This window comes from Paenibacillus borealis, assembly GCF_000758665.1.
GTDB lineage: Bacteria > Bacillota > Bacilli > Paenibacillales > Paenibacillaceae > Paenibacillus_AQ > Paenibacillus_AQ borealis.
The window spans coordinates 4885330-4901819 of sequence record NZ_CP009285.1 but is presented as its reverse complement, the minus strand read 5'-3'; the positions used below and the strand labels follow the sequence as shown (position 1 = coordinate 4901819).

Below are 16490 nucleotides of genomic sequence, written 5' to 3'. Positions count from 1 at the left end.
GTGACAAGGGGGAGCAGAATTTGATCGGTCAATATGTTTTGGGCCAATACCTGAGTATTACGTTTTCGGATGATAAAGGGATTGCTTACCTCCAGTTCATCAAGAAGGATGAGAATTTCTCCTGTGCAATTGAAGATCTTGAAGGCTTCCTGGTCAGTCACAACATTCGATTTGGCATCCAGCGGGATATTGTTCAGCGGATCTGCAGCAACCCGGAAGAATATTTCTGGAACAGGGTGCCAATCGCAATTGGTCAGCCTGCTGTTAACGGCAAGGATGGACGGATGGTACTGACCGTTGATCTGGAAGAAGACCGTAAGCCTCTTGAGAAGGAAGATGGCAAGGTTGACTACAAGGATCTGGTCCGGCTTCACAATGTGAGGAAGGGCCAGCTTATTGCCAAGATTATTCCGGCAGAGAATGGTGTGAGCGGAAAGACGGTGACCGGGGAAGAGCTTCCTTATAAAGCCGGGAAGCAAGCCCATTTCAAGGTTGGCAAAAATGTACTGGTGGATCAGGAAGAGACCTCGATGTATTCGGCGATAGATGGATTGGTTACGCTGACAGACAAGGGCAAGATCAATGTATTTCCTGTATATGAGGTCAATGGTGATGTAGATTACAGTACAGGCAATATTGATTTTGTCGGCACGGTTGTCATTCGCGGCAATGTTCTTACCGGCTTCTCCGTCAAATCCGCCGGAGATATCCGTGTGGTTGGAGGAGTGGAGGGCGCCGAGCTGATATCGGGCGGTTCCATCGAAATTACCGGCGGAATTATCGGATATAACAAAGGTCTTGTAAGCGCCGGAAAAAGTGTCAAAGTCTCATTTATCCAGGATGGCAATGTGGTCGCCGGTGAAGATGTGATTGTATCGCAAAGTATTATGCATTCCAATATCCGGGCAGGCCGTGACGTGCTCTGCAACGGCGCCAAAGGTTTGATTGTGGGCGGCATAGTCCAGGCAGGGGACAGAGTTGTGGCACGGACCATCGGAAATACGATGTCGACGGCAACAGCGGTTGAGGTGGGAGTTGTTCCCGAGCTGAGAAATGAGATTAATGAGCTGCGCCAGGAGTTGCGTCACCTTCTTGAGAATGAAGACAAGACCAATAAGGCATTATACCTTCTCAATCAGTTGGCGAACAACGGTCAGCTTTCCCCCGATAAGGTGGCGCTCCGCGTGAAGCTGAATGCGACCAAGCAATCCCATATGCGTGAGGAAAAGAGAATCAAAGAACGCGTACTCGAGATCGAGCGGATGCTGGAGGATACAGGCAGAGCACGGGTAGATGTCATCAAAACGATCTATGGAGGCTCTAAGATTGTTATTGGCAGGTACACCAGATTCGTTAAGGATCCAACGGAGCGGGTTTCCTTTATTTACAGTGAAGGGGATATATCGATAACACCGTACATTTGATCAGGCAGGCAGCGGGAGCGGCCTGCTATTCCTTGATTCTAAATGGACTATGGGAGATGAGGAGCGTATGAGTCTGAAACCAGTGGAACTGCAAATCGCCCTGCCCCGGACACATGATGCGGCTAAGGTTCAGAACAGCCAGCAGCATCGTCCTGTGCTTGACCAGCAGCAATTGGCAGGCCAGAACGTCAAGCATAGCCAGGAAATCGCCATGCGCAGCAGTGAGGTGGACGAATCTTCGGAATCCGCACTCCGGGACGGAGGCAAGGGTAATCATCCGGAGGGTCATGCTGATCAGCGGAAGCCCCGGAAGCCAGAGGCTGCCCACGATGCCGAGCATCCTTTTAAAGGACACCGCATAGATTTCAGTCTTTGAGGCTGAATAAGCTATTGAAAGAGCAGGATTTCAAATGAATTGAATGGTAAAGGAGATTAGACACTTGGACCCATGGGTATATATCGTGCTGGTAGGCGCTGTCGCTATCGTTTATGCCCTGAGACTGCCGGCAAAGGCTGGCAAGGAAGACTCGGAAGAGAAGAAGAGCCTGAAGGAGACGGAGGCTGCTCTGGAGCTGTATATGGCGGATATCGAACATGAGAATACGGAACTGCTTCAGCTGGTCGGCAGTATCAAAGCGCAGTCGCAGAGCAATAAAGCAGCCCTGCAGGAAGAGATTGGCGGACTGCGTGAGCAGGTGACTGAGCTTAGTAATAGCCTGCTGCTTCTGGATGCCCGGCTGACGGCTGAGGAAAAAGGCCTGCTTCAGCTTGCCGCAACCTTCACAAGGGAGCCCTCAGCTGTCCGGCCTGCGGAGAGTCCTGCTGCAGCTCCTGCGGCGGAAGCTGATACCCCGCCTGCCAAGCCAAAGCCGGTCAGCTCCATAAAGCTGCGGTATCCGCGCCTGTTCGAACTGCATGAACAAGGCAAATCGATAGATTCCATCGCCAAGACCGCGGGTCTCCAGCGTGGAGAAGTCCAGCTGATTCTGCAGCTGGCCCATCAGGAGGAATCGGTATGATCAGGAACCGGTTCTTTATGTTCGGTTTAGGTGTCGGGCTCATTGCCGGCGCCCTGCTGCTGCAGCTGATGATCTCCGGAGGAGCGGCTCCCCTCACCAAAGAACAATTGATTAAGGAAGCGGCGAGGCTCAATTTGACTGTGGTGGATAATGCGCAGGCTGCTGATGAGGGGACTGTCAACACGGAAGAAGACACCCAGGAAGGAACTCCTCAAGGAACACCCGAGTCGTCCCCGGCACCTGCGGAGCAGGCTGCAACTGCTTCTCCGGCTCCGGCAGCTACGCCTAAGGCCGCAGTGGAGCCGAGTGCTGCAGCAGCTCCCGGCAAGCCGTCAGCGCCTGTACAGCCGGAGAGCGGTGCTGCAGACAGTGGGGCTGTGGCTCCAGCCAGCCCGGAAGCGCCTGCGGTTGCCGTCAATGGAGATATCTCTGTGCGCATTCCTACAGGAATTACTCTCGCTCAAACGGCTGATGTGCTTGCCGGTGCCGGAGTCATTCAAGATAAAGCAGAGTTTCTTAAGACGGCGAACAGCCGTAAAGTGAACAAGATTATCCAATACGGCAGCTACAGCTTTGCCAAAGGCGAGAGCATGGATTCTATTATTGACAAGCTGATCACTGTGAAGAAATAAGCTTTTTTTGATAAAAAATTATAACTTCACAGTAATCGTTGCATAGAATGTTTTAATATGGTATAGTAATTGACGGTGTTAAAACACACGCCGGTTGATTTCGACAAGAGGTGCTTTCTTCTGAAGAAAGTCTTGTAGAAAGATGACGCGCGGCGGAGGAGACACACAATAAACCAAAATTAGGAGGTGTGTGAAGATGGCAGTAATTTCCATGAAGCAGCTTCTCGAAGCTGGGGTACACTTCGGTCATCAGACTCGTCGTTGGAATCCAAAGATGGATCGTTATATCTTCACTGAAAGAAACGGAATTTACATTATTGACTTGCAGAAAACAGTCAAAAAGGTAGAGGAAGCTTACAACTTTGTAAAGAGCGTCGCTGGCGACAACGGCACAATCCTATTCGTAGGAACAAAGAAACAAGCACAGGATTCCGTTAAAGAAGAAGCTGAACGTTCGGGTATGTTCTTCATTAACCAACGTTGGCTGGGTGGTACCCTGACTAACTTCCAGACTATTCAGAAGCGTATTGACCGCCTGAAGAAATTGGAAGCTTGGGAAGAAGACGGTACCTTCGCAGTATTGCCTAAGAAAGAAGTTATCCTTCTCCGCAAAGAGAAAGATCGTCTTGAGAAATTCCTGGGCGGTATCAAGAACATGAAAGGTCTTCCAAGCGCGCTGTTCATCATTGACCCGCGTAAAGAGCGTATTGCAGTAGCAGAAGCTCGCAAATTGGGTATTCCAATCGTAGCTATCGTTGATACTAACTGCGATCCGGACGAAATCGACTACGTAATTCCAGGCAACGACGACGCTATCCGTGCCGTGAAACTCTTGACTGGTAAAATGGCTGACGCTGTTGTTGAAGCTCATCAGGGCGAAGACACAACTACTGCTTAAGTAGTATCCGGGAAATAAACAAGAACTTAAATGAAAAGGGTGGTTGGCAGGTGGATAACCTCTCACTGCCCTTTTTTTAGGATAATGGGCCCTGAGCCCCCGTATGACAACGACAATTATCTGGAGGGAATAACAATGGCAGTAGATGCAAAAGCAGTAAAGGAACTTCGTGAAAGAACAGGAGCAGGAATGCTCGATTGTAAAAAGGCGCTTGAAGAAGCAAACAACGATATCACTAAAGCAGCTGAATTGCTTCGTGAAAAAGGTTTGTCCGCAGCAGCCAGCAAAGCAGGACGTATTGCTACTGAAGGTACAGTAGAATCTTACATCCATGCTGGCGGCCGTATCGGCGTTCTGGTAGAAATCAACTGCGAAACTGACTTCGTAGGTAAAACCGATTCCTTCAAAGAATTTGCCCGCGACATCGCAATGCAAATCGCTGCAGCTAATCCGCTGTATGTTCGCCGTGAAGAAGTACCTGCTGCAGACGTAGAGAAAGAAAAAGAAATCCTCAAGGCTCAAGCGCTGAACGAAGGCAAGCCTGAGAAAATCGTTGAAAAAATGGTGGAAGGCCGCATCAGCAAGTTCTATGAAGAATATTGCCTGCTTGAGCAGTCCTTCGTTAAAGACCCAGACAAGACTGTCTCCCAATTGCTGAATGAAAAAATCAGCACGATTGGCGAAAATATCTCCATCCGCCGCTTTGTCCGTTTCGAGCTGGGTGAAGGTCTTGAAAAGAAAGTCGACAACTTCGTTGAAGAAGTAATGGCACAAGTGAACCAATAATATCTGCAAAGCATGAAGCGATAAGAACTGAATAAAGGCAAGCATCAAAAGAGCGGAACACATTTCACGTAGTGTTCCGTCTTTTGTAAGAAAGTGAGGGTATACAATTGGAACAGCCGGTATTTAAGAGAGTAGTCCTTAAGGTTAGCGGTGAATCACTCGCCGGACAGAATGGCTATGGCATCGACGCCGAAACGATCATCTCCATCGCGGAGCAGGTCAAGGAAGTTGTCGAGCTTGGAGTTCAGGTTGCTATTGTGTGCGGCGGAGGTAACATCTGGCGCGGAATCGCGGGAAGTGCAAGCGGCATTGACCGGGCGACAGCAGATTATATGGGAATGCTGGCAACCGTCATGAACTCGCTGGCACTGCAGGATGCCCTGGAACAGATCGATGTCCCTACACGGGTACAGACTTCCATTGCCATGCAGCAAATTGCTGAGCCTTATATCCGCCGCCGGGCAATCCGGCATCTGGAAAAGGGCCGTGTAGTTATTTTTGCTGCAGGAACAGGGAATCCGTTCTTCTCGACAGATACGACGGCAGCGCTTAGAGCAGCCGAAATTGAAGCCGAAGTGATCCTGATGGCGAAGAACAAAGTAGACGGTGTCTATTCCGCGGATCCTTTCAAGGACAGCACTGCCGTGAAATATGAGCAGCTTACTTACATGGATATTCTGAACAAGAACCTGGGTGTTATGGATTCCACCGCTTCCTCTCTCTGCATGGATAATAATATACCGCTCATTGTGTTTGCTATTACAGAGCAAGGCAATATCAAACGTGTCGTTCTCGGTGAAAAGATCGGGACGATTGTTAAAGGGAGTGTAAATTAATGCCACAATCGGTGAAGAAAAATGCCGAAGAGCGTATGGAAAAAGCGATTTTGTCACTGAAACGCGACCTGTCTACACTGCGGGCGGGACGTGCTTCGACGTCGCTGCTGGATCGCATTCAAGTAGAGTACTACGGTGCTCCAACTCCTCTTAATCAGCTGGCCAACATCAGCACACCGGATTCCCGGACACTGCTGATCCAGCCGTGGGACAAAACATCGATGTCTGACATTGAACGGGCAATTATGAAGTCTGATATCGGGATCACACCTGCCAATGACGGTACGATTATCCGTTTGTCGATCCCGCCGCTTACTGAAGAACGCCGCGGTGAGCTTGTAAAGTTCACTAAGAAGTTCGGAGAAGAAGCGAAGGTGGCCATCCGTAACATCCGCCGCGATGCGAACGATGATATCAAGAAGATGGAAAAGAACGGCATTTCGGAAGACGAATCACATGGACATCAGGAAGATATTCAGAAATCAACGGATAAGTTCATAGCTGAAGTCGATAAAGTGCTCTTGTCCAAAGAAAAAGAGATTATGGAAGTATAATGAAATTCAAGAGACTTCAGGCCCCTCCGTTTATGGTGGGGTTTGTCTCTTTCTGATAAGAGCTTGGAGGAAACGGAAATGATCAAACGGATTCAAGAATGGCTGAGCCGTAAAGACAGGCAGGAGCCAGTCGAGATTTCACCGGATAATATTCCCCGGCATGTAGCTGTAATTATGGATGGCAACGGACGCTGGGCGAAACGGCGCGGCTTGCCCCGTATTGTGGGTCATCAGAACGGGATGAAGGCGGTCAAACGTGCGACAATCGCAGCGAATGATCTGGGAGTAGAGTTCTTGACCATGTACGCTTTCTCAACGGAGAACTGGAAGCGGCCGAAGGATGAGGTTGATTTCCTGATGCGCCTGCCCGTGGAATTTCTGGCCATTGAACTGGATGAACTGATTGAAAAGAATGTGCAGGTACGTGTAATGGGGGATACCGAGGCTTTGCCTTCCCATACCCGCAAGGCGATGGAAGAAGCAGTCGCCCGGACCGAAGGGAATACCGGACTTATTCTTAATTTTGCGCTGAACTACGGTGGACGTAAAGAGATTGAAGACTGCATGCGCGGCTTAGGCAAGGATATCCAGGCAGGTATTCTGACACCTGATGAGATTACTTCAGAGCTGATAGACAGCAGACTCCTATCCGGCGGACTGCCTGACCCTGACCTGCTGATCCGTACGAGCGGTGAAATGCGCCTCAGTAACTTTATGCTTTGGCAGATCGCGTACAGTGAATTATGGTTTACAGATGTTTATTGGCCCGAGTTTGACAAAACGCATCTGATGCAGGCTGTGGCGGAATATCAGCGCCGCACACGCCGTTATGGTGGATTGAAGTAGCCTGATGGGAGATGGGAATCTTTGAAGCAGCGATTGATTACCGGAATTGTTGCCGGGGCCTTGTTTTTGGGCTTATGCTTTTTGGGAGGCTGGCCGTATCAGCTTTTGCTGACTGCCATGGCCCTCATCGGCTATTATGAATTTGTAAAAATGACAGGTACAGCAACCTTCGGAGGGACTGCTGTACTTGGTTATGCATCCGTATTATGCTTCATGATCCCCTGGAACCTGCTGGGGACTTCCGAGTTATTATCATGGGAGCAGGGAATCTGGCTGCTCATGCTGTTATTCCTGCTGGTTACGGTCTTCAGCAAGAACAAGCTGGATATTAAGATCACCGCTTTGATGTTCACCGGCATTGTATACATAGGGATGGGCTTCTCCTATATGGCTACCGCCCGCGGCGCAGGAGATGGACATGGGCTGTTCTGGACGTTTCTGCTGCTGTGCTGCATCTGGGGAAGTGATGCCGGAGCGTATTTTGTCGGCCGAAGCTTCGGGCGGCATAAGCTCTGGCCGGCGATCAGTCCTAACAAAACGATCGAAGGTGCTCTTGGCGGAGTGTTGATCTCTGCTGCGATTTCTATTATTTTTGCCCTATTTGTTCCTGATCTGCTGACGATCGGACGCGCATTGCTTATCGGGATTTCCTGCGCAGTACTGGGTCAGCTCGGAGATCTTGTACAGTCTGCATATAAACGGGTGTACGGTATTAAGGATTCAGGCTCATTGCTGCCTGGTCACGGAGGCATCCTGGACCGCTGCGACAGCTGGATTATCGTATTTCCTTTCGTACATATCGTAATGCTGATGCCTTACTATTAACGGCAGGAAGAAGGTTTCAACTGTGAAAAGAATCAGTATTCTCGGCTCAACGGGTTCAATCGGCACGCAGACACTGGATGTCGTAGCTATGCACCCGGAAGCCTTTGAAGTGGACGGGCTTGCTGCGGGCAGCAATACCGCGCTGCTGCTGGAGCAGGTTCGCCGCTTCAATCCGCGCCGCGTTTCTGTGTCCACACCGGAGCTTGCTGCTGAGATCAGGTCCAGTCTGCCGGCCGGTGTTGAGCTGTACAGCGGAAACGAAGGTCTTGTAGAAATTGCCGCCGGCGGTGACGCGGAGACTGTTGTGACTGCTCTCGTGGGCAGCGTGGGCCTGCAGTCTACACTTGCGGCTATTGAAGCCGGCAGACATATTGGACTGGCTAACAAGGAAACGCTGGTTACCGCCGGACACCTGGTTACAGAATTGGCTGGACGCAAAGGTGTTAAGCTGCTGCCTGTTGACAGTGAGCATTCGGCGATTTTCCAATGCTTGAACGGCGAGAACCGTGAAGATGTGGCTTCGATTACCATTACGGCCTCCGGTGGATCTTTCCGTGATTATTCCCGCGGGCAGCTTGAGAATGTATCTATAGAAGATGCGCTGCGCCACCCGAACTGGAGCATGGGGGCCAAAATCACGATTGATTCGGCAACCATGGTGAACAAGGGGCTGGAAGTTATAGAAGCGCACCATCTGTTCGCCCTGCCTTATGAGCAGATTAATGTGCTGCTGCATCCGGAGAGTATTATTCATTCCTTTGTGGAATTCCGCGACAGCAGTGTTATTGCCCAGCTGGGGACTCCGGATATGCGTGTTCCGATTCAATATGCGCTTACCTATCCGGACCGCTGGCAGTCACCGGCGGAACGCTTGTCGCTGGCCAAAGCAGCCAGCCTCAACTTCCGTGAAATGGACTATGTACGTTACCCGGCTCTAAAGATGGCGATTGACAGCGGCAAACTTGGAGGTACAGCACCGACTGCCTTCAATGCTGCCAATGAAGTTGCCGTTGCCCGGTTCCTGCGCGGCGAAATATCCTTTTTACGGATCGAAGAGATTATTGATGAGGTTCTTCAGCGCCATGAGAACGCGGCTCATCCGAATCTGGAGCAGATTCAGCACTGTGATACGGTGACCCGGGAACTTGCAGCTGTGCTGTAACTTTACCAAGCGTAGTATGAATGCTGGCAATAATTGCTGTGCCCTGAAAAATAGGGGTGGACTGTTGATTCTCTTGTGCCTTACCTTGGAATAATGATAAATTAAGAGGACATACTTCGGTCTTACACCTAAAGGGGGGAATGTTTCGTAATGGAGATGGTAAGAGTCGTTTTTTTGACGGTATTTATGTTCTTTGTTCTGGTGACTGTCCATGAATGGGGACATTATTATTTTGCCAAACGCGCCGGAATTCTTGTGAGGGAATTTGCTATCGGTTTCGGTCCGAAACTGTTTTCTTATAAACGTGGTGAAACCCAGTTCACGCTTCGTTTGCTGCCGTTTGGGGGATATGCCCGGATGGCCGGAGAGGATCCGGAAATGATTGAGATCGGTCCCGGACAGACCATTGCGGTTAGACTGGGCCAGGATAATAAGGTGAAGAATATTTACCTGGATTCCCTGGATACACGCAGAAATGTGATCCGCGGTGAAGCGCAGTTCACCGATCTTGAGAATGAGCTGAAGATCCGTCTGGATGTGGATGGTGAAGTCACCACTTACGACGTGCATCCGCAGGCGATGATGATTAAGGGCAGCCAGCAGACGCAGATCGCGCCTAAAGACCGCCAATTCGGCAGCAAAACCGTGGGCCAGCGCGCGGTGGCGATCTTAGCCGGTCCGGTGATGAACTTCATTCTGGCTTTTGTGCTGTTCGCACTTCATCTGCAAATGGCCGGTATCCAGGTGGAGAATCCGACCTATGTGAAGATCGGCGATGTAAGTGAAGGTATGCCGGCTCAGGAAGCCGGACTGCAGAAAGGCGACATTGTGGTATCCGTTAATGGCGAAGCCATCGGCGGGGATTACCAGAAGATGATCTCGCTCACCTCCGCGTCCAAGGGTAAAGAGATGAAATGGACACTGCAGCGCGGCGATGAAACGCTTAATGTAGCTATGATTCCCCGCAGTATGGAAGGGGAGGAAGGCGGTAAAGTCGGGATTACACCAGAGCTTCCTACACGCAAGGCAGGGGTTGGTGAGACTATCACCAAGTCAGGTACTGCCATGGTGGATACCACTAAGCTGATCTTCATCGGCTTCAAGCAGCTGATCAACAAGTTCAATATGGATGATATCTCGGGACCTGTGGGAACCTTCCAGCTGACCGGACAGATTGCTCAGCAGGGCATTCAGTATTTGACGTATTGGGCGGCTATTCTCAGCCTGTACCTCGGAATCTTTAATCTGCTGCCGATTCCTGCACTGGACGGAAGCAGGCTCGTGTTCCTTGGTGTGGAGGCACTGCGCGGTAAGCCGGTGGATCCGAGCCGTGAAGGCATGGTCCATTTCGTAGGGTTTGCCCTGCTGTTCCTGGTGATGATTGCTGTTACTTATAATGATATTTTACGCCTAATAAGCGGCTGATTCGTTACACAATACATTCTTTTGGGGTCCCCGCAAAGTACTTGAATTGGCTTCGTTGACTATTCGGCACTTTGCGGGGCGAATTTAGGAGGATTTCTTTACATGGCTAAAGATAAGCAGTTCGTTACGGAAATCACGCCGCAGGGCGAAGATTTCTCACGCTGGTATATTGATGTGATCAAAAAAGCGGACCTGATGGACTACTCTCCGGTCCGCGGCTGTATTGTGTTCAAACCGGATGGCTACGAGATCTGGGAACATATCCAGGAGGAGATGAACCGCCGCCTCAAGGAGACCGGACACCGTAATGCCTACTTCCCGCTGTTTATTCCGGAGAGCTTTTTCCAGAAGGAGAAAGAACATGTTGAAGGCTTCAATCCGGAGCTGCCTTGGGTGACAGAGGCTGGCGGTGATGTGCTGGAAGAACGTCTGGCGATCCGCCCGACCTCCGAAACCATGTTCGGCCATATGTATTCCAAATGGATTCAGTCTTACCGCGACCTTCCGGTGCTGATCAATCAGTGGGCTAACGTTGTCCGCTGGGAGAAGCGTACACTGCCGTTCATCCGCACTACGGAATTCCTCTGGCAGGAAGGCCATACCGCTCATGAGAATGAGACGGAAGCGCGTGAAGAAACGATGAAGATGCTGGATAACTACCGAGATTTCGTAGAAACTTTCCTGGCTATTCCGGTGGTGACCGGACAGAAGACACCATCCGAGCGCTTCGCCGGTGCGGTGGATACCTATTCCATTGAAGCGATGATGAAAGATGGACGGGCTGTGCAGGCGGCTACCTCGCATTATCTGGGTACCAAGTTCGCCGTTGCTTTTGATATCCAGTACTTAAGCCGTGATAATGTACTCGAATATGCACATACAACCTCTTGGGGCTCTACTACACGTCTGATCGGTTCCCTGATCATGGTGCATGGGGATGACCGTGGACTGGCTTTGCCGCCGAAGGTAGCGCCTACTCAGGTCATTATGATTCCAATCGGGCCGCCTAAGACCCGTGAGGCCGTTATCGGACGCACGGATGAACTGTTCGCAGAACTGAAGAGTGCCGGAATCCGCGTACGTGTAGACGACCGTGCTGATGTAACACCGGGCTGGAAGTTTAATGAATACGAAATGCGCGGTGTACCTGTACGTCTGGAGCTTGGACCGCGTGATATGGAGAACGGAGTCTGCGTACTCGTATCCCGGGTCAGCGGAGAGAAGAAGATTATCCAGCAGGAAAATCTGGTAGAAGAAGTGAAGGCTATGCTGGAGCAGGTTCATCAGGAAATGTTCGAGCGGGCGCTGAAGTTCCGTGAGGATCATTTCTACTCTGTAGACACCTTAGAGCAGATGAAGGATTCCATGGAAGAGAAGCGCGGCTTTGCGCTTGCAGGCTGGTGCGGCTCTGAGGAGTGCGAAACCAAGGTTAAGGAAGAAACAGGCGCAGGCAGCCGTAATATTCCGTTCAATCCGTCCGAAACGAAAGAGACTTGTATTTGCTGCGGTAAGCCGGCACAGCATACAGTTGTATTCGCCAAAGCGTATTAATCAGCAGCAACATTCTTATTTCATCTTTTATATTAGCTTCTGGCGAGAGGAGTCGGCGGGCCGCAAGTACCCAATGCTTTTTGAACCGGAAGCTTTTCTTACTATAATAGAATTATAGTTTAGGTATGGCTAATTATTGCCGAGTTAGGTGGGGAAACCATGGAGCAAAGCGTGGAGAGAAGAAAAAGGTTCGAGCTGTTAATGAAGCAGGGGGAAATTCCGCCGGCCATCATTGATCCCTACTTTTTGGACGGGCAGATCGAGCGTGTGGAAATCAGCCGCGGCAACCGTGACTGGCATATTGTAATTGCGAAAGACAGCCTGGTTCCGGCCCAGACCTACCGGACCTTTGTCCTTAGAATGCGTGAGAAGCTGCAGCATATTGCCAAAATCAGCTTCTTGTTCCTATATGATGACACAATCAACAAAGCAGATATTGTACAGGAGTACTGGGGAATGTTCCTCGAGTGGGTCCAGCGTGAGATTCCATCCGTCAACGGATGGCTGACGCGCTCCAGTCAGGACCTGCAGGACGGCACGCTTTTACTGAGCCTGAGCGATTCTATGTCACTTGAACTGGCCCGTAAAAAGGGCATCGAAGCAGCCATTATTAAATATTATGATAAGTATTTCGGACTTTCCCTCAAGGTGAAGCTGCAGATTGCCGAGAACGAGAGCAAAGCGGATGCCTATGAGGAATTCCAGCAGAAGCTCCAGCAGGAGCAGCGTGAACTGGTAGAAATGATGATGATGGCCAGTGAGCCGGACGAGCCTGAGGAAGTCGGTGACCCAAATGAGGTGATCAAGCTTCAGATCGGGTATGAGATCAAAGAACAGGCCGTATCGATTCTGGACATTCAGGATGAAGAGAAGAAAATTACGATTCAAGGCACGATTTTTGGCCTGGACACCAAAGAGCTTCGTAACGGCAACACACTCTACACCTTCTGCATCACTGACTTCACAGACTCTCTGCAGATGAAGATGTTTGCGAAGACCAAAGAGGATCTGAAAGTGATGGGGCAGCTGGCCAACGGTAAGTGGGTACGGGCACGCGGCAAAGTTGAATATGACCGCTTCATGCAAATCCCGGAGCTGGTGATGATCCCCTCGGATTTGTCGGAAGTGTCTGCACCGCCGGCGCGTAAGGACAATGCCAAGCAGAAGCGGGTCGAATTCCATCTGCATACTACAATGAGTACAATGGATGCAGTGGCAACCATCACTGATTATGTCAAAACCGCTGCGAAATGGGGACACCCGGCACTGGCTGTTACCGATCATGGTAATGTCCAGAGCTTCCCGGATGCGAACCATGCCGCACATAAGCATAAACTCAAAATGCTCTACGGTGTAGAAGCCAATGTCGTAAATGACGCGGTAAACATCGTGGAGAATGCGCAGCCCATGGATCTCAAAACAGCAACCTATGTCGTATTTGATATCGAGACCACCGGCCTGTCGATCACGCGCAACAATATTACCGAGCTTGCCGCCATTAAAATGTGCGAAGGCAAAGAGCTGGGCCGGTATACTACCTTCGTTAATCCGCATGAAAAGATTCCTTATCACATTCAGCAGCTGACGAATATTACTGACGAAATGGTTAAAGATGCTCCTGATCTTGAGCCTGTGCTCAAAGAATTCGTTGAGTTTGTCTCGGACAGCATTCTGGTCGCCCATAATGCACGGTTTGATATGGGGTTCATTCAGGCTTCCCTCAAGAAGCTGGGCTTGCCGCTGCTGCCTAATCCTTCATTGGATACGCTGGAGCTGGCACGCTTGCTCTTTCCGACTATGAAGAACCACCGGCTTAATACACTTGCTGACAAGTACAAAGTGCTGCTGGAGAGCCATCACCGGGCGGTGGATGATACGATTGCCCTGGGCGGCATCCTGAACGGGCTGCTGGCTGATGCGGAGAAGATGAAAGGGTTAACCCGGCTGGAACGGCTGAATGATTATGTAGGCAATGACTTGTCGAATGTACGTCCGTTTCACTGTGGCATCTATGCGCTAAATCCGGTAGGCAAAAAGAATCTCTACAAGCTGATCTCCATGTCGCATACAGAGTACTACAAACGGGTGCCCTGCATTCCCAAATCAAAGCTTGAAGAGCACCGGGACGGGCTAATTGTCATTTCCGGCTGTGAACGCGGGGAGTTTTTTGAAGCTGTGCTGAACAAGACGGTAGAGGAGGCCATTGAGGTCGCCCAGTTCTATGATGTTCTGGAGATTCAGCCGCTGACCATGTACATGCATCTCGTGGATAAAGGCTTTGTGGCCAGTGCCGAGGATTTACGCAGTGTTGTGCGCAAGATATGCGAAATCGGCGAGCAAATGAACAAGCCCGTCATTGCGACCGGCAATGTGCATTACCTGGAGCCGCGTGACAAGCTGTTCCGTGATATTACGATTCACGGGATTACCGGCTTCAGTCCGCTTAAGGACCAGCGTAAACCGGACGCCCATTTCAGGACTACCGAGGAGATGCTTACGGAGTTTGAGTTCCTGGGCCTAGAAAAAGCGATGGAGGTCGTGGTCACCAATACCGTCGAGCTCGCCGACCGTTTCGAGGAATATGATCTGTTCCCGAGCGAACTGTTCACTCCGGTAATTGAAGGTGCGGATGATGAAATCCGCAATACCTGCTATGAAACTGCCAAATCAATTTACGGAGAGGAATTGCCGGAGGTTGTAGTAGCCCGTCTGGAAAAGGAACTCGCGCCGATTATTAAATACGGGTTCTCTGCCAACTATCTGATCTCTGAACGGCTCGTTAAAAAGTCGAATCAGGACGGATATCTCGTCGGCTCACGTGGATCGGTAGGGTCATCCGTTGTGGCAACTTTCCTCGGTATTTCTGAGGTTAACCCGCTGCCGGCTCACTATATTTGCACGAATCCCGAGTGCAGGCATAGTGAATGGTTCCTTGACGGCAGCGTGCCGAGCGGATTTGACCTGCCGGATAAGGCCTGCCCGAACTGCGGCGGTAATCTGAAGGGAGAAGGCCAGGATATTCCGTTTGAGACGTTCCTGGGCTTCAAGGGGGATAAGGTTCCCGATATCGACCTTAACTTCTCAGGGGAATACCAGCCGAATGCCCATAATTTCACCAAAACGATGTTTGGACCTGACAATGTATTCCGTGCGGGCACCATCGGTACGGTAGCTGAGAAGACCGCCTTCGGGTTCACGAAGAAATATGAAGAGCATCACCAGAAGCGCTGGCGCGGAGCCGAGGTAGGCCGTCTGGCGGCCGGCTGCACCGGTGTGAAGCGCAGTACGGGGCAGCATCCCGGCGGTATCGTAGTTTTGCCGGATTATATGGAGATTGAAGACATCACTCCGGTGCAGTTCCCGGCGGATGATGTTACGGCAGAGTGGAAGACGACCCATTTTGACTATCACGCCTTCGATGCCAACCTGCTGAAGCTCGATATTCTGGGCCATGATGATCCGACCATGATGCGGATGCTGCAGGATCTGACCGGCGTGGACCCGACCACCATTCCGATGAATGATCCGAAGGTAATGAGCATGTTCAACTCCACAGATGCGCTTGGGGTAAGGCCGGATCAGATCCGTACCCCTGTAGCCACCTACGGAGTGCCGGAGATGGGGACGAAGTTTGTCCGCCAGATGCTTGTGGAAGCCAAGCCTTCCAGCTTTGCCGACTTACTGCAGATTTCAGGCCTGTCTCACGGTACAGGCGTGTGGCTGGGCAATGCCCAGGAGCTGATCAAGAATAATACCTGCAACATCAAGACGGTTATCGGCTGCCGTGATGATATCATGCTCTATCTGATCTATAAGGCGAACATGGATGCCAGCCTGGCCTTCAAGATTACGGAAAGTGTGCGTAAGGGGAAGGGGCTGCCTCCCGAATGGATTGAGGAAATGAAGAATTGCAAGGTGCCGCAATGGTACATTGATTCCTGCCTCAAAATCCAGTACATGTTCCCGAAGGCGCATGCGGCGGCGTATGTAATTTCCGCAGTGCGGACCGCCTTCTTCAAGCTGTATCATCCGATTGAATATTATGCGACTTACTTCTCTGTCCGTGCCGCTGATTTTGATATTGACCTATGCTGCAAGGGATATGAGGCTATCGGGCGTCAGATCGTAGAGATTGAGCAAAAAGGCTTCCAGGCGCTGCCGAAGGAAAAAGCGATGCTTCCGGTACTGGAAATGGCGCTGGAGATGACGGCACGCGGCTTCACCTTCAAAAACATTGATCTGTACCGTTCCGATGCCACCAAATTCACAGTTGACGGCAACAGCCTGATTCCGCCGTTCTCCTCGCTTGCGGGTATCGGCGATAATGCCGCGATCAATATTGCCGCAGCCAAGGATCTCGGAGAATTCCTCTCCATTGAGGACTTCCAGCAGAAATCCAAAGCCAGTAAAACGGTGATTGAGCTGCTGAACGGAATGGGCTGCTTCCGCGGCCTGCCGGAGAGCAATCAGCTGTCTTTATTCTAAAAAACGCTATAAATCACGCTTTGAAATAAGGGAGTCAAGGGCTGGTA

General features: G+C 50.7%; 14 protein-coding genes. All 14 read left to right on the top strand.

What is annotated here, in order from left to right; genetic code table 11:
• The first annotated feature begins 20 nt into the window (after positions 1 to 20).
• Positions 21 to 1424 carry a flagellar assembly protein A gene (locus PBOR_RS20515; protein WP_042214850.1) on the top strand — a complete coding sequence of 468 codons (1404 nt, stop codon included), beginning with the start codon at positions 21 to 23 and terminating at the stop codon, positions 1422 to 1424.
• A gap of 67 nt (positions 1425 to 1491) precedes the next feature.
• Positions 1492 to 1800, top strand: a complete 309-nt coding sequence (locus tag PBOR_RS20510) for a hypothetical protein (RefSeq protein ID WP_042214848.1) — start codon at positions 1492 to 1494, stop codon at positions 1798 to 1800.
• A gap of 64 nt (positions 1801 to 1864) precedes the next feature.
• The gene (locus PBOR_RS20505; RefSeq protein WP_042214846.1) at positions 1865 to 2443 is read left to right on the top strand and encodes a hypothetical protein; all 579 of its coding nucleotides are present in this window, start codon (positions 1865 to 1867) and stop codon (positions 2441 to 2443) included.
• Positions 2440 to 3075 (top strand): hypothetical protein, encoded by a 636-nt coding sequence (locus PBOR_RS20500; RefSeq protein WP_042214843.1) that lies wholly within the window; start codon positions 2440 to 2442, stop codon positions 3073 to 3075. Before PBOR_RS20505 ends, PBOR_RS20500 begins: the two co-directional genes overlap by 4 nt.
• A 196-nt stretch (positions 3076 to 3271) precedes the next feature.
• Complete coding sequence (gene rpsB, locus PBOR_RS20495; protein WP_036692565.1) at positions 3272 to 3973, top strand: 30S ribosomal protein S2; 702 nt, start codon at positions 3272 to 3274, stop codon at positions 3971 to 3973.
• A gap of 135 nt (positions 3974 to 4108) precedes the next feature.
• Entirely contained in the window at positions 4109 to 4759 is a 651-nt protein-coding gene (gene tsf / locus PBOR_RS20490) for a translation elongation factor Ts (RefSeq protein ID WP_042214839.1), read from the top strand.
• 107 nt (positions 4760 to 4866) lie between these two features.
• Positions 4867 to 5595: a UMP kinase gene (gene pyrH, locus PBOR_RS20485; protein WP_039295247.1), complete on the top strand. Its 729-nt coding sequence runs from the start codon at positions 4867 to 4869 to the stop codon at positions 5593 to 5595.
• Entirely contained in the window at positions 5595 to 6149 is a 555-nt protein-coding gene (frr, locus tag PBOR_RS20480) for a ribosome recycling factor (RefSeq protein WP_042214836.1), read from the top strand. Before pyrH ends, frr begins: the two co-directional genes overlap by 1 nt.
• 78 nt (positions 6150 to 6227) lie before the next feature.
• Entirely contained in the window at positions 6228 to 6995 is a 768-nt protein-coding gene (locus PBOR_RS20475) for an undecaprenyl pyrophosphate synthase (RefSeq protein ID WP_042214833.1), read from the top strand.
• 21 nt (positions 6996 to 7016) lie between these two features.
• Positions 7017 to 7820, top strand: a complete 804-nt coding sequence (locus PBOR_RS20470) for a phosphatidate cytidylyltransferase (RefSeq protein ID WP_042214830.1) — start codon at positions 7017 to 7019, stop codon at positions 7818 to 7820.
• Between the two features lie 22 nt (positions 7821 to 7842).
• Positions 7843 to 8982, top strand: a complete 1140-nt coding sequence (locus PBOR_RS20465; protein WP_042214828.1) for a 1-deoxy-D-xylulose-5-phosphate reductoisomerase — start codon at positions 7843 to 7845, stop codon at positions 8980 to 8982.
• A gap of 150 nt (positions 8983 to 9132) precedes the next feature.
• Positions 9133 to 10407, top strand: a complete 1275-nt coding sequence (gene rseP / locus PBOR_RS20460; protein WP_042214826.1) for an RIP metalloprotease RseP — start codon at positions 9133 to 9135, stop codon at positions 10405 to 10407.
• Positions 10408 to 10509: 102 nt separating this feature from the next.
• Positions 10510 to 11958, top strand: a complete 1449-nt coding sequence (proS, locus tag PBOR_RS20455) for a proline--tRNA ligase (protein ID WP_042214824.1) — start codon at positions 10510 to 10512, stop codon at positions 11956 to 11958.
• Positions 11959 to 12117: 159 nt separating this feature from the next.
• A complete protein-coding gene (locus PBOR_RS20450) occupies positions 12118 to 16443 on the top strand; it encodes a PolC-type DNA polymerase III (RefSeq protein ID WP_042214821.1) in 4326 nt (1441 codons plus the stop codon).
• The last annotated feature ends 47 nt before the right edge of the window (positions 16444 to 16490 follow it).